14 protein-coding genes are annotated in these 17411 nt (G+C 45.4%); 6 read left to right on the forward strand and 8 right to left on the reverse strand.

Going from position 1 to position 17411, the window contains the following annotated elements; translation table 11 throughout:
* Positions 1-108 precede the first annotated feature (108 nt).
* Positions 109-564, forward strand: a complete 456-nt coding sequence (locus tag K2G43_RS01140; RefSeq protein WP_300152747.1) for a hypothetical protein — start codon at positions 109-111, stop codon at positions 562-564.
* A gap of 216 nt (positions 565-780) precedes the next feature.
* On the opposite strand, the gene K2G43_RS01145 is transcribed toward K2G43_RS01140, so the two are convergent.
* Together K2G43_RS01145 and K2G43_RS01150 are read right to left on the reverse strand one after the other, a co-directional pair.
* Entirely contained in the window at positions 781-1449 is a 669-nt protein-coding gene (locus K2G43_RS01145; RefSeq protein WP_297644035.1) for a Crp/Fnr family transcriptional regulator, read from the reverse strand.
* 138 nt (positions 1450-1587) lie between these two features.
* Entirely contained in the window at positions 1588-2247 is a 660-nt protein-coding gene (locus tag K2G43_RS01150; protein ID WP_297644034.1) for a rhomboid family intramembrane serine protease, read from the reverse strand.
* A gap of 171 nt (positions 2248-2418) precedes the next feature.
* Between K2G43_RS01150 and K2G43_RS01155 the strand changes: the two genes are divergently transcribed.
* Genes K2G43_RS01155 through K2G43_RS01165 form a run of 3 tightly spaced genes read left to right on the forward strand, consistent with a single transcriptional unit; the run spans position 2419 to position 7073 of the window.
* On the forward strand, positions 2419-4359 hold the full coding sequence (locus tag K2G43_RS01155) for a glycogen debranching enzyme N-terminal domain-containing protein (protein ID WP_300152748.1): 1941 nt from the start codon (positions 2419-2421) through the stop codon (positions 4357-4359).
* Positions 4360-4374: 15 nt separating this feature from the next.
* Entirely contained in the window at positions 4375-5643 is a 1269-nt protein-coding gene (locus tag K2G43_RS01160; protein WP_300152749.1) for a glycosyltransferase family 4 protein, read from the forward strand.
* Between the two features lie 17 nt (positions 5644-5660).
* A complete protein-coding gene (locus K2G43_RS01165) occupies positions 5661-7073 on the forward strand; it encodes a glycoside hydrolase family 57 protein (protein ID WP_300152750.1) in 1413 nt (470 codons plus the stop codon).
* A 277-nt stretch (positions 7074-7350) separates the two neighbouring features.
* Here the strand turns inward: K2G43_RS01165 and K2G43_RS01170 are convergent, their stop codons facing one another.
* Both K2G43_RS01170 and K2G43_RS01175 read right to left on the reverse strand, forming a co-directional pair.
* Entirely contained in the window at positions 7351-8928 is a 1578-nt protein-coding gene (locus K2G43_RS01170; protein ID WP_300152751.1) for a DUF4270 domain-containing protein, read from the reverse strand.
* A gap of 19 nt (positions 8929-8947) precedes the next feature.
* Complete coding sequence (locus tag K2G43_RS01175; RefSeq protein ID WP_297643950.1) at positions 8948-9772, reverse strand: glycogen/starch synthase; 825 nt, start codon at positions 9770-9772, stop codon at positions 8948-8950.
* Positions 9773-10200: 428 nt separating this feature from the next.
* On the opposite strand from K2G43_RS01175, the gene panC reads away from it, so the two are divergent.
* Both panC and panD read left to right on the forward strand, forming a co-directional pair.
* Positions 10201-11046, forward strand: a complete 846-nt coding sequence (gene panC, locus K2G43_RS01180) for a pantoate--beta-alanine ligase (RefSeq protein ID WP_300152752.1) — start codon at positions 10201-10203, stop codon at positions 11044-11046.
* A 26-nt stretch (positions 11047-11072) separates the two neighbouring features.
* Complete coding sequence (gene panD / locus K2G43_RS01185; protein WP_297643947.1) at positions 11073-11426, forward strand: aspartate 1-decarboxylase; 354 nt, start codon at positions 11073-11075, stop codon at positions 11424-11426.
* Positions 11427-11567: 141 nt separating this feature from the next.
* Here the strand turns inward: panD and K2G43_RS01190 are convergent, their stop codons facing one another.
* The 4 genes from K2G43_RS01190 to K2G43_RS01205 form a co-directional block, all read right to left on the reverse strand.
* The gene (locus K2G43_RS01190) at positions 11568-13862 is read right to left on the reverse strand and encodes a bifunctional dihydroorotate dehydrogenase B NAD binding subunit/NADPH-dependent glutamate synthase (RefSeq protein ID WP_297643946.1); all 2295 of its coding nucleotides are present in this window, start codon (positions 13860-13862) and stop codon (positions 11568-11570) included.
* A 298-nt stretch (positions 13863-14160) separates the two neighbouring features.
* Complete coding sequence (serS, locus tag K2G43_RS01195) at positions 14161-15435, reverse strand: serine--tRNA ligase (protein WP_297643942.1); 1275 nt, start codon at positions 15433-15435, stop codon at positions 14161-14163.
* 124 nt (positions 15436-15559) lie between these two features.
* The gene (locus tag K2G43_RS01200) at positions 15560-16651 is read right to left on the reverse strand and encodes a 6-bladed beta-propeller (RefSeq protein WP_300152753.1); all 1092 of its coding nucleotides are present in this window, start codon (positions 16649-16651) and stop codon (positions 15560-15562) included.
* 98 nt (positions 16652-16749) lie between these two features.
* Entirely contained in the window at positions 16750-17040 is a 291-nt protein-coding gene (locus tag K2G43_RS01205; RefSeq protein WP_300152754.1) for an NVEALA domain-containing protein, read from the reverse strand.
* Positions 17041-17411 lie beyond the last annotated feature (371 nt).

Here is a 17411-nt window from a genome sequence, read left to right on the forward strand (position 1 = left end):
TCATATCCCAGCGCCAGCCATTTTTGTATTCAAAATAATCTTTCATAATACAATAATTGATAAACTCACAATTATTTCTTAGTTTTGTAACCTATAAAAGAATATGATATGAAAACTTTAATTTTATTTTGTCTCTTTATTTATAGTTCAGTCTTCTCATTTGGTCAAATAACAAATGATAGTATTTCAATTGTTCATACTGATACTATAATAGATAACATTGATGATGAAATTGAGCAAATCGAAATTAACTATAATGAACTTATAGGAAGATATAAGTTATATTCAACTCATAATACTTATAACTTCTTAAAATTGGATACAAAGACTGGACAAATATGGAAAGTACAATGGCACACATCTTATAATAAGAGATTTGAAACTTATGTTAGTAGAGAAATGCTTGCTGGACCTTTCAGAGACCAATCAGCAATAGGTCGATTTGAATTACAAAAGACAGAAAACATCTGGACATTTTTATTATTAGATACTATTACAGGTGAAGTTTGGCAAGTACAATGGGGACTAGACAGAAAAGACAATATGCTTCTTAAAATCTATTAAATGACACCAGTTTTTGACACCAGTTCGCTCTTTAAAGAGCAAAATAAAGAGTTAAAGTATTGATAATAAAGTTATAATATCAAGTAACATTTTAACATAAATAATCGAGTGGGAATAATTGGTTGGTGAAAATACTGTTTTTTTAGATGACGCAGATGATACAGATTTCTTTGGTAGTCATAAAAATGAAATCTGTCTTATCTGCGTTATTTGTGTCTAAAAAGACAACAGCTTTTTCGCTTCAGGAATGACTATTTCGCCTCGATGTAGCTCCAGCAATTCTTTCTCCTGCATGCTGTTCAAAGCTCTTGATACACTTATGCGAGTGTCGTTGATGGCCTTTGCCAGTTCTTCCATTTTTATTTTTACACTCTTTTTGCCGATGGGGCGTTCGGTATGCATCAAGATGAAGCGGGCGATGCGCTGCTCAAGGTTGTCGCAACTTTTGGTCCATAAGCGTTTGTTCAGACTTTGTGAGCGGTTACAGATGATATTCATATAATTCAGGCGGAAGATGTCATATCGGAACAGCTCATTCATGACAAAAGCCTTGCTTACACTCACGGTGTGGGTCTCTGTTTGGGCGGTGTAAGTGGAGACGTAAGAGGTGCTCATGCCGAACATGGATTGCGGTTCTATGACGCAAGGGGCTTGAAGGTATTCCGTGATGCTGAATAAGGTATCCGCTGAAAAGGTGGTTGAAGAGACTTCGCCTTTCAATATGAATAGCAGTTGATTGCAGGGGGCACCAGCTTTCACAATGGTTTCGCCGACTTTATGTTTGGTAAAACTTAGTTTGACCTTCTCCAAAATGTTGGTAAAGTCTTCTTGTGCGAGTCCTTGGAAGAGTGGCAATTGCAGCAGGGTATCAAACATGGTATTCATAACGACTTGATTCTTCTGTTTTGAAACAAAAATAGCCATTCTCAAGGTGCTTTATGAACTCTTTGTCTCTCTTTTGGCTTTTTTTATTATTTCTTCAAGTTTTGGAAAGATTGCAAGTCGTTTCTCTTTCCTCTTTCCCTATAGCGTTTTTTCTTTCATTTCTTGAGATTCTTCATTTTTCATTTCTGTAGGTTCTTCATTCTCTTCTTCTTCGGCAAACGGGTCGGGACGTTGTGGCCCGTAGTTCATAAAGCATACGGCGCATAGTGTACCTGCTATGGCTCCGCTGAGATGTCCTTCCCAGGAAGTGGTGGCTTTGGCGAATTGAGGAAACATATTCCATACCAATCCTCCATATAAGAACGTAATGAGGAGGGAAATGGCGGTGAGTGGCACGTGCTTGCGCAGTATGCCGCTGAAAAACAGAAAGAAGGCCAGTCCGTAGATGAGACCGCTTGCTCCGATGTGCCACCCCGGCTTTCCTATCAAGAAGGTGAGCGCTCCGCAACCTATCCAAAGAGCGAAGAATATATAAGAGGCGATGTGGCGGTAGAAATAGAATAGGCACCACGTCAGAAAAAACAACGGAATGGTGTTGGCGAACAGGTGCTTGTAACTGCTGTGCACCAATGGATGCGCAAAGATGCCGAACACGCCCCGCTTCTCCATTGGGTACACGCCCAGATGGGAGAAATTCCAGTCCATCCCTGTTTCCAGGAATTTCATAGTGTATAGGGTGAACAACAGGAACAAAGGGATGACCGTGGCGAGTACCATTCTGTGTATATCATGTTTCATCTTTCGCACATTTATTTTTATTTGGGCGCAATACTACGGAATATTTGAATAAAATCGAAAAAAAGTGAACTTTTTATTTTGTCTATGAACTTTAATTCGTATTTTTGGGCATTACTACATCGTTTGTAGTGTATAACACCGAAATAATTAACCTTTAAATAATGCATAACTATGAGTTATTTACGATTTGACAAGACCCTGATGATTAATCTGCAAGAATCTTTGCCAAGGGAGATACTTCGGACGAACAAATCGGGGGCCTATCATTGTACAACAATTGTAGATTGTAACACACGCAAATATCACGGTCTGTTGGTGATTCCTGTCCCCAACTTGGACGATGAGAATCATGTGCTGCTCTCTTCTTTGGATGAAACAGTAATTCAGCACGGTGCGGAGTTTAATCTGGGGTTGCACAAATATCAAGGGAACCATTATAGTCCTAACGGACATAAGTATATCCGTGAGTTTGATTGTGAGCATATCCCTGCTACTACCTATCGTGTGGGAGGAGTAATTCTTCGTAAGGAAAAAATTTTCGTGCATCATGAAAACCGAATTCTGATTCGTTATACCTTGGTTGATGCCCATTCTGCAACGACACTCCGTTTCCGTCCTTTCCTGGCGTTCCGTAGCGTGCGTGAATATACACACGAAAATGCGCAGGCAAGCCGTGACTACCAACTTGTGGAGAATGGTATTAAGACTTGTATGTATCCCGGATATCCGGAACTTTTCATGCAGCTCAATAAGAAGAACGAATTTCATTTTCAGCCTGATTGGTACCGCGGAATAGAATATCCTAAGGAGCAAGAACGCGGTTACGATTTCAATGAAGACTTGTATGTTCCCGGATATTTTGAAGTGGACATCAAGAAAGGTGAAAGCGTTGTCTTCTCTGCCGGTATCTCCGAAGTTTCTACCCGTAAATTGAAACAGACTTTCGAGGCGGAAGTCGCCGACCGTACTCCGCGCGACAGCTTCTACCATTGTATGAAGAATTCTGCGCACCAGTTCCACAACAAGCAGGAGGACGAGCATTACGTGCTTGCCGGTTATCCCTGGTTCAAATGCCGTGCCCGTGACTTATTTGTCTCTTTGCCCGGATTGACGCTGGCTGTTGATGAGCAGGATGAGTTTGAAGATGTGATGAAAACCGCAGAAAAAGCCATCCGCCAGTTCATCAACGGGGAAACTATTACGTATAAGATTTATGAAATGGAACATCCCGACGTATTGCTGTGGGCTGTTTGGACGTTGCAGCAATATGCCAAGGAAACATCGCGTGAACATTGCCGTGAGAAGTATGGAAAGCTGTTGGAAGACATTATGTCCTTTATCATTGGACGCGGGCATGACAACCTTTTCCTGCATGATAACGGATTGCTCTATGCGAATGGTAGGGACAAGGCTGTGACTTGGATGAACTCCACGGCTTATGGTCGTCCCGTTACTCCTCGTACCGGATATATTGTGGAGGTGAATGCTTTGTGGTACAATGCTCTTCGCTTTGTGGCCGATATGGTGCGTGAAGGAGGAAATGTGGCACTTGCCGATGATTTGGATGCACGGGCAGAAGTGACCGGAAAGTCCTTTGTGGAAGTGTTCCGAAATGAATATGGTTATCTGTTTGACTACGTCGATGGCTACATGATGGACTGGAGTGTTCGTCCGAATATGATATTCGCCGTGGCATTTGATTACTCTCCTTTGGATAGAGTACAGAAGAAGCAAGTGCTCGATATTGTGACGAAAGAGCTGCTGACTCCGAAGGGACTGCGTACATTGAGTCCTAAAAGTGGCGGATATAATCCGAACTACGTCGGTCCTCAGATACAGAGGGACTATGCTTACCACCAAGGTACGGCATGGCCGTGGCTGATGGGCTTCTATATGGAGGCGTACTTGCGTATCTATAAGCTGAGCGGTGTATCGTTCGTTGAAAGGTATTTGATTGGAATGGAAGATGAGATGACTTCCCATTGTATTGGTGCAGTGCCCGAACTCTTCGATGGTAATCCTCCGTTTATTGGAAGAGGTGCGGTGTCATTTGCCATGAATACGGCAGAAATTCTACGTATCTTGAAGTTATTGTCTAAGTATAATTTATAATAAGGAGGAACGAAGATGAAAGTTTTAATGTTTGGATGGGAATTTCCTCCCAAAATATATGGTGGTCTTGCAGTTGCTTCTTACGGAATAACTAAGGGATTGAGTTTGCAGGGGGATGTTGAAACAACTTTTTGCATGCCGAGACCTACCGGTGACGAGGAGAACTTCTTGAAGATAGTAGGTATGAATCAAGTGCCCATTGTGTGGCGCGATGTTGATTATGATTATTTGAAGTCACGCCTGAATGGGCATACGACTCCGGAAGATTACTATGCTTTCCGCGATCATATTTATTCCGACTTCTCTTATATGCATGTCAATGACATTGGCTGTATGGATTTTGCTGGCGGTTATCCTGGAAATCTGCATGAGGAAATAAACAATTTTTCTGTCATTGCCGGAGTGGTGGCACGTCAGCAGGAGTTTGATATTATCCATGCGCATGACTGGTTGACCTATCCTGCAGGCGTACATGCGAAGATGGTGAGCGGAAAACCGCTTTGCATCCACGTACATGCTACGGATTTTGACCGTTCGCGTGGCAAGGTGAATCCTACGGTTTATTCAATGGAAAAGAATGGTATGGATTATGCCGATTGCATCATGTGTGTATCAGAGCTGACCCGTCGCACTGTTATCGAACAGTATCATCAGAATCCGAAGAAGGTATTTGCCATGCACAATGCCGTTTATCCGCTTTCACAAGAATATCAGGATATTCCTCGTCCCGACCATTCCAAGGAGAAAGTGGTTACGTTCTTGGGACGTATTACCATGCAGAAAGGTCCCGAATACTTCGTGGAAGCTGCAGCGCTTGTCTTGAAACGTACCCGCAACATCCGCTTTGTGATGGCTGGTTCGGGCGATATGATGAACGCTATGATTAATTTGGCTGCCGAACGCGGTATTGCAGACCGCTTCCATTTCCCCGGATTTATGAAAGGTAAGCAGGTGTACGAGGTTTATAAGAATAGTGATGTGTTCGTGATGCCTTCCGTTTCCGAGCCTTTCGGTATTGCTCCGTTGGAAGCGATGCAGTGTGGAACTCCTTCCATCATCTCCAAACAATCGGGATGTGGTGAAATCCTTGAAAAGGTAATCAAGACTGATTATTGGGATATCCACGCAATGGCCGATGCCATTTATTCCATCTGTACGAATCCGGCTCTCTTCCGATATTTGCAGGAAGAAGGCAAAAAGGAGGTGGATGGCATAACTTGGGAAAAAGTAGGCTTGAGAATCCGTGCCCTCTACGAGGAAGTATTAAGAAACTATGGTAAATAACAAAAACAATAATAGAAATGAGAACTATCTGTCTTTATTTTGAAATACATCAAATCATCCATCTGAAACGTTATCGTTTCTTTGATATTGGCAATGATCATTATTATTATGATGATTATGCCAACGAATTCAGCATCAATGAGGCTGCTGAACGTTCCTATATCCCGACATTGAACACGTTGCTTGAAATGATAAAGAATTCAAACGGCGCTTTCAAAGTGGCTTTTTCCATTTCGGGTGTGGCTTTGGAGCAGTTGGAAATTTATGCACCAGGCGTTATCGATTTGTTACATCAGTTGAATGATACGGGCTGTTGTGAATTTCTTGCCGAGCCTTATTCTCATGGACTTTCTGCTCTTGCCAACGAAGAATGTTTCAAGGAAGAAGTCATGCGTCAGAGCACTAAGATGAAGCAAATGTTTGGTAAAGAGCCGAAGGTGTTCCGTAACTCCAGTTTGATTTACAATGACGAGATTGGAGCGATGGTTGCTTCCATGGGCTTCAAAGGTGTGCTGACTGAAGGTGCCAAGCATGTATTGGGTTGGAAGAGCCCGCACTATGTGTATCATTGTGCTATGAACCCGAACTTGAAGTTATTGTTGCGTGATTTCAAGTTGTCCGATGATATCAGCCTGCGTTTTTCGAATTCTGAATGGAACGAGTATCCGCTGTTTGCCGACAAATACATCGGTTGGATTGATGCGCTGCCTCAAGAGGAACAGGTTATCAACATCTTTATGGAGTTGTGCTCCATCGGTATGTCTCAACCGCTTTCTTCCAATATCCTGGAATTCCTGAAAGCGTTGCCGTATTGCGCTAAGGAGAAGGGCATCACTTTCTCTACGCCGACAGAAATCGTAACTAAACTGAAATCTGTTTCTCAATTGGATGTTCCTTATCCGATGTCTTGGGTGGACGAAGAAAGAGATACCAGCTGTTGGTTGGGTAACGTGATGCAGCGTGAGGCGTTTGAAAAATTGTACAGCATTGCCGAACGTGTTCATATTTGCGATGACCGTCGCATCAAGCAAGATTGGGACTACTTGCAGGCAAGTAATAATTTCCGCTTTATGACTACCAAGCATAGTGGCGTAGGATTGAACCGTGGCATCTACGAGTCTCCTTATGATGCTTTCACCAACTATATGAATATCTTGGGTGATTTCATCAAACGTGTGGATTCTCTCTATCCGGTAGATATTGATAATGAAGAGTTGAGTGCTCTGTTGACTACTATCAAAAACCAAGGTACCGAGATAGAAGAGTTACATAAGGAATTGGCTGCGGTGACAGCCAAAATGGAAAAGGCACAGGCTAAACAGGGAAAAGCTGCTGACAAGAAAGAGACAAAAGCCACTGCTGAAAAAGCAACCAAAGCAACAGCTGCAAAGAAAACTGCTGGCAGAAAGAAAACAGTGAAGGAGAAATAAACATAAAATTTGTAAGTCCTTATCATTGACTGAAGAAGAGACTGTTCCGGAATGGAAAATCCATTGATGAATACCGGAGCAGTCTCTTTAGTTTATGCGTTTTTAGTGTCGTGGATTCATATAGGTAAAAATAGTGAATTCCTTAATTAAAATAGAATCTGGTAAGATGAGCAATCGAATAATCTTCAGGTTTCAATGAAAAAGACAGAGGTTGAACCGTATTCATCAAAAAAAGGGTTGTGCCATGCACAACCCTTTTTTGATATCAGTCTGTTCGTTACTTGCCGAAACTTGTGTATGTTACCTCTATCTTCAATGGAGATTCCGAGCCTCCTCTCAGTTTGGCATATCCCGGTTTGAGGTCGTTTTGGATGCCTGTCATGGTTGAGCTGCTGCTGCTCGTATTGCTGTCGTAGGTGATTGAAACCGGAATCAGCAATACTTTGTCCCAATCTTCGTTGGCCTTTTCCCACTTCTCTTCCCATTGGGTTTCGTTCCATGAATCGCCGGCCTCCTCTTTGGCAGTCTGCTTGGCGGTTTGCTTTTCGTTGATGCAGGTCGTAACCAACCGGGCTATGTTGCTGAATGTGTATTGGTTGGTCGCAAAAGCGTTATGGGTTGTTGTAAATGAGGTGATATTATCACTGACTTTATTTCCTTCAAAGAAGCTTTTCAACTCCTTTTTACGGAGGAGCAATACGTTGGTGGGGGCACTCATGCTGTACTCGTAATTACTGGTTATGTTGTAATTGGTGAAAGTCAGTTTCACGGCATTGAGTGTATCTTGAGAGAGTTGGTTGTATATCTCATCGTATGGTATGGTGGCCTCCGTAAAGATTCCGGCAGGGGACTTGATGTAAGTATGCTCTGATTCGTTTACCTTTTCTTTGATTAATTGGCTGTTCAAGAATTGGTTGGCTTGAATAACCTCTTTAGTAGAGGCAAACATCAGCGGAATATTCTTCTCGCTGTTGTAGTAGGAATAGTATAAGGAGTCTGTTCCGTCTTTTTTCTTCAGAGCCACACCGGTTTCCTCATCCACATAGTGGAAACGGAGTTGTACCAACAAGCCTACTTGATCAACATATAGAATCGTTCCATCGCCATAATCGCTCTTGACGTACACTCCTTTGAATACCTTGTCAATGAAGGAAGCAGCATTCTTGAAGTATTCCGGGTGCTGGCGATAGACCTTCAGCAGTCTTTCTTCTCCGAATTCTTTCTTATCCAATAGGAAGGTTACATTCGGGCTATAAGTCTTGTTGCCACTGGAGTTGGTTTCATTTCTTACGGAATCGGGAACTGTGGTGTCGTAAGCGGAATAGGCTTTACGGCCTAATAATAGCTTATCGTCATATTTGTTGTAAAACTCTTCCGGATTGATGTTGGTGTAGCGGTTCTTATCAAGTTTCTTGTCCAATTCATATACGCTCATCCGGCAGGCGTTCAAGGAATCGCCAAACCAGTTTTCGTAGTAAACTATCAACTGAACGGAAACAATGGAGTCGCCTGCCATTGTGCCTGTCGCTTTGGTCGGATTTCCGTCTTTATCCCATTCGGTCGGGGTATATACTTCAGGAAAAGCAAAATTATCGACACAATTCAGTTCGGTGAGGAAGCTGGTCTCATAGTAACCGAATTCCGGGTCTGAGAATTTGCCTACATAGCCGATGCTTGTTTTGGCGAATACGGAGTCAACGGCTATGGAGCGTGTTGTCACGTCGAAAGTTGCGGTATGCGCCGACATTCCGTCTGAGTCGGGCAGCATTCCGAGACCCAATGTATTGGTGGTGTCATCACATCCAAAGAGGGTCAGGATTGCCATCAGCATGATTCCTATATGTCTTGCTTTCATTGTTCTAATAGTCTATAATTTATTTCTGTTCGGCTTCCCAAACCTGGTCGTAGAAATTGTTGCAGGCTTCGACGAAGTTTTCAGGATCCTGATAGTCCAATATCAGTTTCCCGGATTCGCGTGCATATTTCATCACCTCCTCATTGACATGACTGCTTTGCTGAATAATACCGTCAGAGAAGTCTGTTGCCAGTTTGCAGAGTGTGGCGTAGGTAATGGGCTCTTTCAGTCCGGCAACGTCTTTCTTGGCGATGCCTTTCAGCATCAGTTTGGAAGGATAATCGGAATGGAAGGGCTGTTTGAATTCATCTTCGTAGAGAGAGAACACGACTTTAGAATTTCTGAAAGAAGGTTCTTCTTTATAAACCTTTTTGATGTACAAAGGCACTAAGGCGGTCATCCATCCGTGGCAATGGATGATGTCCGGACACCAACGTAGTTTTTTCACGGTCTCCAGTACGCCACGTGCATAGAAGATGGTGCGGGCATCGTTGTCTTCATACTCTTCACCCTTTTCGTCTGTTACTTGCAGGCGGTTCTGGAAGTAGTCATCGTTGTCGATGAAATACACCTGCATCCGTGCGGATTGGATGGAAGCAACCTTGATGATAAGCGGGTGGTCTGTATCGTCAATGATGAGATTCATGCCGGAGAGGCGTATCACTTCGTGCAGTTGGTTTCTGCGTTCGTTGATATTTCCCCATTTGGGCATAAATGTTCTGATTTCTCTACCTTTTTCTTGGATAGCCTGCGGCAGGTTTCTGCCGGCAAGGGACATCTCGGATTCAGAGACGTAGGGGGTAATTTCTTGTGTTATAAATAAAACCTTGTTCACCTTTGTCATAATAACAATGTTCTCAATTATTTTGCAAAGATATAAAAAAAAACGGTCAAAAAGGCAAGCGAGTTCGGTTTATAAATCCTTATGAATTGTTAACTGCTTGTGTGTCAGTGTGAAAAAAGATGCGGAAGGCGGCAGAATGCTGTTGGACTTATGCATTAATTTGCGATATTTTTTCATAATCTGCCAAATAATGGTTTATTTTGCACCGTTTTTGCGAAAGTTTGAAAGTTTTATTAAACTCAAGTTTCGCAAGTTCAAGAACTTGCTTTCAGTGAACAAGTAAACAAGTGTACAAAGAGCTTCTGTCTGCTTGTTTTGCAAACAACATGTAGGCGGAAAGTTTAATCGCTTCTCCTCGTAGTCTTGTTGACTTGTTTACCGACAGCATATCAGAGATATGCGAAACTTAAATTATTTAACCAGTTGAAATGGAAATAGTACATACTATTAAGGACTTGCAAGCCGCACTTTCGGCTTTGAGAGCCCAAGGAAAAAGGATAGGCCTGGTGCCTACAATGGGTGCTTTACATGCCGGCCATGCTTCATTGGTGAAACGTTGCGTGACGGAAAATGATGTTGCCGTAGTGAGCGTTTTTGTGAATCCCACTCAGTTTAACGATAAGAATGATTTAATGAAATATCCCCGTACGTTGGAAGCCGACTGCCGTTTGCTGGAGGATTGCGGTGCTGCATTTGCGTTTGCCCCTTCCGTGGAGGAGATGTATCCGGAGCCGGATGCCCGCCAATTCAGTTATGCGCCACTGGATACGGTGATGGAAGGCGCCTTCCGTCCGGGACATTTCAATGGTGTCTGCCAGATTGTGAGCAAGCTGTTCGATGTCGTGAAGCCGGACCGCGCTTACTTTGGCGAGAAGGATTTCCAGCAGCTTGCCATCATCCGCGAGATGGTTCGGCAGATGAACTATCCGCTGGAGATTGTGGGATGTCCCATTGTCCGTGAGGAAGACGGACTGGCGCTGAGCAGCCGCAACGCCCGCTTGTCTGCTGAAGAGCATAAAAATGCCTTAAAAATTTCGCAGACATTGTTTGAAAGTCGTACCTTTGCAGCTTCGCATACGGTAGCTGAGACACAGAAGTTTGTAGAAGATGCCATCGCGGCAGCCCCTGGCTTGCGCCTGGAATACTTTGAACTGGTGGACGGCAACACGTTGCAGAAGATTGCCGATTGGGAGGATACCTCATACGCGGTAGGGTGCATCACCGTGTTCTGTGGAGAGGTTCGTCTGATTGACAACATCAAGTACAAGGAGTAATAAACTAAAGAGAGAGGACCCATCTTATGATGATTGAAGTATTGAAGTCAAAAATACATTGCGCCCGCGTGACAGAAGCGAACCTGAACTACATGGGTAGCATCACGATAGACGAGGATTTGATGGATGCCGCCAACATGATTGCGGGTGAGAAAGTGTATATTGTTGACAACAATAACGGCGAACGTTTTGAAACTTACATTATCAAGGGTGAACGGGGTTCGGGCAAGATTTGCCTGAACGGCGCAGCCGCCCGTAAGGTGCAGCCCGATGACATCGTCATCATCATGTCGTATGCCCTGATGGACTTTGAAGAGGCAAAGTCCTTCAAGCCGACGGTGATTTTCCCTGACCCGATGACGAACAAGGTCGTTTTATAAGGAGTTATCGGGAGTTAAAAGGAATTGTCGTCTTTCGGACTTAGGAGTTAAAAGCCAATGGTTCTGCTTATGCAAGTAGAGGATTGGCTTTTAACTCCTTTTTTATTCCTTCTAATTCTCGATAACTCTTTTAAAAGTATCTTATTTTTTCAGCTGCTCATTCATCGCTGCCGCCGCTTTCCGTCCGTCGCCCATGGCGAGGATGACGGTAGCTCCGCCGCGGACAATGTCGCCTCCGGCAAAGATGGTCGGGATGGATGACTGCATGTTTTCGTTGACGGCAATTGTGCCTTTCCGTCCCAATTCCAGACCCTTGATGGAGCTGGGCACAATCGGGTTGGGCGATACACCTACACTGACGATGGCCAGGTCGATGTCGATGGTCTCCGTGGCACCGGGGATGGGCACAGGGCTGCGGCGTCCGCTGGCATCCGGTTCGCCCAGCTCCATCTTTTGAAGCACCACTTGTTTCACCTTTCCTTGTTCATCGGCAATGTATTCAATGGGATTGTGGAGGGTCAGGAACTCTACTCCCTCTTCCTTAGCGTGCTTCACCTCTTCCAGACGTGCAGGCATTTCTTCTTCCGAACGGCGGTAGATTATCATGGCACGCTCCGCGCCGAGGCGGCGTGCGGTGCGTACGGAGTCCATCGCCGTGTTGCCGCCACCGATGACGGCTACACACTTGCCAAAGGGAACCGGCGTGTCGGAATCTTCGCTGGCGGCATCCATCAGGTTGACGCGCGTCAGGTATTCGTTGGACGAAAGGATGTTAATGGAGTTCTCGCCGGGGATGTTCATGAAATTGGGCAGTCCGGCACCGGAGGCTACGAAGATGCCTTTGAAGCCCTCTTCTTCCAGTTGTTCCACGCTGATGGTCTTGCCCACGATGCAGTCTTTCAGGAACTTCACGCCCATCTTGGCGAGATTGTCGATTTCCACGTCCACAATCTTGTTGGGCAGACGGAATTCGGGGATACCATATTTCAATACACCGCCGATTTCGTGCAGTGCCTCGAACACGGTGACATCGTAGCCATACTTCGCCATATCGCCGGCAAAGGAGAGTCCGGCAGGACCCGAACCGATGACGGCAATCTTGATGCCGTTCTTCTCCTTGATTTCAGGGGTGGAGATTTGTCCGCTCTCCCGTTCGTAGTCGGCGGCAAAGCGTTCCAAATAGCCGATTGCCACAGGCTTTTCATTCATCTTCAGGTGGATGCACTTCGATTCGCACTGCTTCTCCTGCGGACAGACACGGCCGCACACGGCGGGCAGGGCGCTGGTCTCTTTCAGAGTCTTGGCAGCTTCGAGGAATTCGCCGCGCTCGATGTTCTTGATGAAGCGGGGGATATCTATGCCTACAGGGCAGCCTTCCATACAACCCGGGTTGGCGCAGTCCAGGCAACGTTTGGCTTCGGTCAAAGCCTGCTCTTCGGTCAAGCCTTGGTTCACCTCCTCTTTGCGGCTGTGCGAGCGATATTCGGCATCCAACTCGTTCATCACTACCCGTGGGATGGCGGTACGCTCTTTCGGTTTCATGGACTTGCGCAGCTCTTGGCGCCAGGCGGCGTTGCGGCTCTTTTCGTCCGCTTCTTGGGTGGCTTGGCAGGTGTGTTTCTCTTCCAGCTTGTGCAGCTCTTCGCGTTCGATGCTCTTGAAGGCACCCATGCGCTTCAACATCTCGTCGAAGTCCACCTGGTGCCCGTCGAACTCGGGACCGTCCACGCATACGAACTTGGTCTTTCCGCCGATGGTGATGCGGCAGGCGCCACACATGCCGGTGCCGTCCACCATAATCGTGTTCAGCGATACGTCTGTGGGGATTTCGTATTTCTTCGTCAGCAAACAAACAAACTTCATCATGATGGCGGGACCGATGGCGAAACACTTGTTCACCTTCTCGCGTTTGATGACCTCTTCCACGCCTTCTGTCACCAGCCCTTTGCGGCCATAGGAACCGTCATCGGTCATGATGATGACCTCGTCGGAACTCTCGCGCATCTCCTTCTCAAGGATAATAAGCTCTTTGGTACGTCCGGCCAGTACGGTGATGACGCGGTTGCCGGCAGCTTTCAACGCCTGCACAATGGGAAGCATCGGTGCTACGCCCACACCACCTCCGGCGCATACCACGGTTCCGAAGTTCTCGATATGGGTGGCCTGTCCCAGCGGGCCGACAACGTCTGTGATGCAGTCGCCCTCGTTCAGTTCGCAAAGGCGGGTAGAAGAGAGTCCTACCTTCTGGACAACCAGTGTGATGGTGCCCTTCACGGGGTCGGCTCCTGCAATGGTGAGCGGCATACGTTCGCCCTTTTCGCCCACACGCACGATGACAAAGTGTCCTGCCTTGCGTGACCGGGCAATCAGCGGTGCTTCAATGACTAACTTGAAGACCTTCTCCGAAAAATGTTCTTTGCTAATGATTTTATTCATTATCTTATATTTTTGTTGGTATAATTACGTAATTGCTGTCAGATTGATAGATTTGGCAAAGATACGGGTTATTTGGAAATTTCAAATGAATTGTCGTGGAAAAGTGTCATTTCCGGTTCACTCTGTCCGTTTCGCAGGCTGGACGTAGCGCTTTGCGGGGATTCCCGATGGCAATCGTGTTGGCGGATATGTTTCAGGCACGGATTATGGGGAATGCACGTTTCTCTGTGTAAGAAGAAGTCATGATTCTCCGTGTAATCTGTGCCTGAAAGAAAGTACAGGAAAAGATGACGATTCTTTAGTCAATCATCTCAAATCCCGTATAAGGTACCAGCGCCTTCGGTATGCGTATGCCTTCCGGAGTCTGGTTGTTTTCCAGCAATGCGGCTACGATGCGCGGCAGGGCAAGTGCGGAGCCGTTCAGCGTGTGGCAAAGTTCAGTCTTCTTGTTCTCCGTGCGGTAGCGGCATTTCAGGCGGTTTGCCTGATAGGTGTCGAAGTTGGAGACAGAGCTTACTTCCAGCCAGCGCTTCTGTGCTTCGGAATAGACCTCGAAGTCGAAGCAGAGGGCAGCCGTGAAACTCATGTCACCGCCACAGAGGCGCAGGATGCGGTAGGGCAGTTCCAGTTTCTGAAGCAGACCTTCCACGTGGTCCAGCATCTCCTGATGGGATTGCTTGCTGTGCTCCGGCTTGTCGATGCGCACCAGCTCCACTTTGGAGAACTCGTGCAGACGGTTCAGGCCGCGTACATCCTTGCCATAGGAACCTGCCTCGCGGCGGAAGCATTGCGTGTAGGCGCAGTTCTTGATGGGGAGCTGCTTCTCGTCCAGAATCACGTCGCGGTAGATGTTCGTCACGGGGACTTCGGCTGTCGGAATCAGGTAGAGGTCATCCATTTCGCAGTGATACATCTGGCCTTCCTTGTCGGGCAGCTGGCCTGTGCCGTAGCCGGAAGCGGCGTTCACCACGGTAGGCGGCATTATCTCGGTGTAACCCGATTTGCGAGCTTCGTCCAGGAAGAAGTTGATGAGCGCGCGTTGCAGCTGTGCGCCTTTACCTTTATAGACGGGGAAGCCGGCACCGGTAATCTTCACGCCCAGGTCGAAGTCTATCAGGTCATACTTTTTGGCCAGTTCCCAGTGGGGCAGGGCATCTTTGGGCAGTTCGGTTTCCATGCCGCCCATCTTCTCCACCACGTTGTCGTCGGCACCCACGCCTTCGGGCACGCTGTCATAGGGCACGTTGGGGATGGTGTAGAGCAGTGCTTGCAGGTCGTTGGCAGCCTGGTCCATGTTGGCTTGCACCTCTTTGTTTGCCTCTTTCAGTTCGGCAACGCGGCTTTTGGCGGCTTCCGCTTCCTCTTTCTTGCCCTCCTTCATCAGTTGTCCGATGGACTTGGAGAGGGAGTTGGCTTCCGCCAGGTTTTTATCTAAGATGGTCTGATTGGCTTTTCTTTTGTCATTGAATTCCAGCACCTGCGCGATGGTCTCTTTCGCATTCTTGAAGTGCTTCTTTTCCAGTCCGCGGATGACCGCTTCGCTGTCTTCTGTAATTTGTTTGATGGTAAGCATATTCTTATATACAATTTAAATACTCTGATTTTGAGGGCAAAGATAGCGCAAATAGCAGGCAATACAAAAAGATAGTTGCTTATTTTTTTTGTATTGCTGCTATTTGCGCCGTTTTGCCTACCTGCTATTTTACCACCTCATAAAATACGATGACCGGATTGCTCGTCTCCGGGTCGTAGTGCCGGAATATTTCCGGGTACTCTTTGGATTCGTTTTTCAATGTCCATTCGATGGTTTCCGGAGTGAGGTATCCCCAAAAGCGGTTTTTGTAAACCCCGTTAATCAGCCGGTGGATGGGAACTCCTTTCCCTGATTTGTCTGCCAATCTCTTTCCGCAGTATATCTGCTCTTTTCGGGACAAATCATAGAGGGCTACTTGCAGATAGCCTCCTTTGGAGAATTGGAAGTAGAGCAGGTTTTCGCATTGGTAGATATTTTCTATACCCAGTGAGTAGGACGATTTTACGATTTCCATTTCGTCAACCTTTTCTTCAATCTTGGATAATGGAAGCGGGTTGGGTGTCTTTATTTCATAAAGGGCTTTCAGACCGTTCGGTTGCAGTTCGTACACGATATTGTCGAAACTTTTGCAATAATACAGGACGGAGTCGTTGTAGCTGAAGGGTTGGGGAGTGGTGCGGAAATGGTAATCGGCTTCTGCCGGTTGGTGTGGAAAGTAGCGTTGCATGATGTCTTCTCCGTTGGCTGAGATCAATAGCGAGTAGTGCAGTGCCGGGTTGTTCGGGTAGTTGTTGTGGTAGGGATTGTCGTAGTAATAGACTCCATCGGCAGAAGCGATAGCGCAGGGAGTCGGTTGGGAGAATTTCTTTGTCCGGAGGTATTTCCCGTTGTCAGAATTATAGAATAACAAGGCAAGCCGGTGGTTATCGTAAATCACTAATTCTCTATCCTTTTCGTTGACGGTAAAGGAGTTGATGTTGGCATATTCTCCCGGACCGTTGCCTACGGCATCTATCTTGAAAAGAACACGACCTTGCATGTCGTAGCAGATGACTCGGTTCATTTTGTCTAAAAGATAAATCTTGTTTTCTTTTATCTGCACATCTTCAATGATACCAATCAGGGGGTCGGCTGCCAATTGTATATATGTGCCGGCTTTCATGTATTGTCCCAATTTTTCGAAATTGCGATCTTCTACTTTTACCTCTACGGTTTGCAATTTCTCGGTGGATATGTTTTCTTTCTGAAAGAACATATCTTTATTGTCCTTGCTTTGGGAAGAGCAAGAACAATAAAGAAGAAGTATGAAAAAGTGGAATATGTATTTCATCATATCTGTATGTGAATTGCGAATTAAAAGACTTCTCCACAGGATTTTGCTGTACAGGAATTAGGCGTTGCGCAAAATACGCAAACTCTTTCTACGCTACTTTCAAACCATCCTCCACCTAATTCCAGTTTGCATCTTCGGGTTTCCGGTTGAACCCACCAATTATCACCTCCACTTTCAGATTGAGCTAAAGCTTCAATGTCTGATAAGTTAAGATCGGTGATTTGAGGTAATTTACTTTTTGAATTTAATGAAATACTGGAAATGGCAACAATAAAATTAATAACTACTAAAATGGTGATTTTCTTTTTCATGGTGCTTTAATTTAAAAGGTTGAACAATTATTGGAATATTTATTTCGCATTACCTGAAAATATGTAAGCGTAAATTGGGGCATTTCTTTAATAGGGAAAAATATGTCCCTAAGAATACTTTCTTTATTGGTAACGAAGTAAAACGGTTGTTCTGCATCTTCCAATATGTTTTCTTTTATTTGAAATGCTTGAGAAGTGTCAATATGGTGAAATGTCTATAAATGTTTTAAAATCTCTTATGTTTGGTGTTTCTATTAGAATTTTGATGTATTTCGCTTTTTCTTTGATGTTCTTAAGTTCAGATATAATACAGTTGCTACAATCTCTTAAAGAAAATTTGTAGAAAACTTCATATTTGTCGCTTAAAATGC

Origin of the sequence: Bacteroides sp., from assembly GCF_029057325.1 — a bacterium.
GTDB lineage: Bacteria > Bacteroidota > Bacteroidia > Bacteroidales > Bacteroidaceae > Bacteroides.

What these genes read in the sequence shown, in the direction of transcription:
- K2G43_RS01175 (WP_297643950.1), bottom strand. Translation starts at nt 9,772, where the DNA reads ATGACAAAGGTGAACAAGGTTTTATTTATAACACAAGAAATTACCCCC.
- K2G43_RS01205 (WP_300152754.1), bottom strand. Translation starts at nt 17,040, where the DNA reads ATGAAAAAGAAAATCACCATTTTAGTAGTTATTAATTTTATTGTTGCC.
- K2G43_RS01155 (WP_300152748.1), top strand. Translation starts at nt 2,419, where the DNA reads ATGAGTTATTTACGATTTGACAAGACCCTGATGATTAATCTGCAAGAA.
- K2G43_RS01170 (WP_300152751.1), bottom strand. Translation starts at nt 8,928, where the DNA reads ATGAAAGCAAGACATATAGGAATCATGCTGATGGCAATCCTGACCCTC.
- K2G43_RS01150 (WP_297644034.1), bottom strand. Translation starts at nt 2,247, where the DNA reads ATGAAACATGATATACACAGAATGGTACTCGCCACGGTCATCCCTTTG.
- K2G43_RS01160 (WP_300152749.1), top strand. Translation starts at nt 4,375, where the DNA reads ATGAAAGTTTTAATGTTTGGATGGGAATTTCCTCCCAAAATATATGGT.
- serS (WP_297643942.1), bottom strand. Translation starts at nt 15,435, where the DNA reads ATGCTTACCATCAAACAAATTACAGAAGACAGCGAAGCGGTCATCCGC.
- K2G43_RS01165 (WP_300152750.1), top strand. Translation starts at nt 5,661, where the DNA reads ATGAGAACTATCTGTCTTTATTTTGAAATACATCAAATCATCCATCTG.
- K2G43_RS01200 (WP_300152753.1), bottom strand. Translation starts at nt 16,651, where the DNA reads ATGTTCTTTCAGAAAGAAAACATATCCACCGAGAAATTGCAAACCGTA.
- K2G43_RS01145 (WP_297644035.1), bottom strand. Translation starts at nt 1,449, where the DNA reads ATGAATACCATGTTTGATACCCTGCTGCAATTGCCACTCTTCCAAGGA.
- panC (WP_300152752.1), top strand. Translation starts at nt 10,201, where the DNA reads ATGGAAATAGTACATACTATTAAGGACTTGCAAGCCGCACTTTCGGCT.
- K2G43_RS01140 (WP_300152747.1), top strand. Translation starts at nt 109, where the DNA reads ATGAAAACTTTAATTTTATTTTGTCTCTTTATTTATAGTTCAGTCTTC.
- K2G43_RS01190 (WP_297643946.1), bottom strand. Translation starts at nt 13,862, where the DNA reads ATGAATAAAATCATTAGCAAAGAACATTTTTCGGAGAAGGTCTTCAAG.
- panD (WP_297643947.1), top strand. Translation starts at nt 11,073, where the DNA reads ATGATGATTGAAGTATTGAAGTCAAAAATACATTGCGCCCGCGTGACA.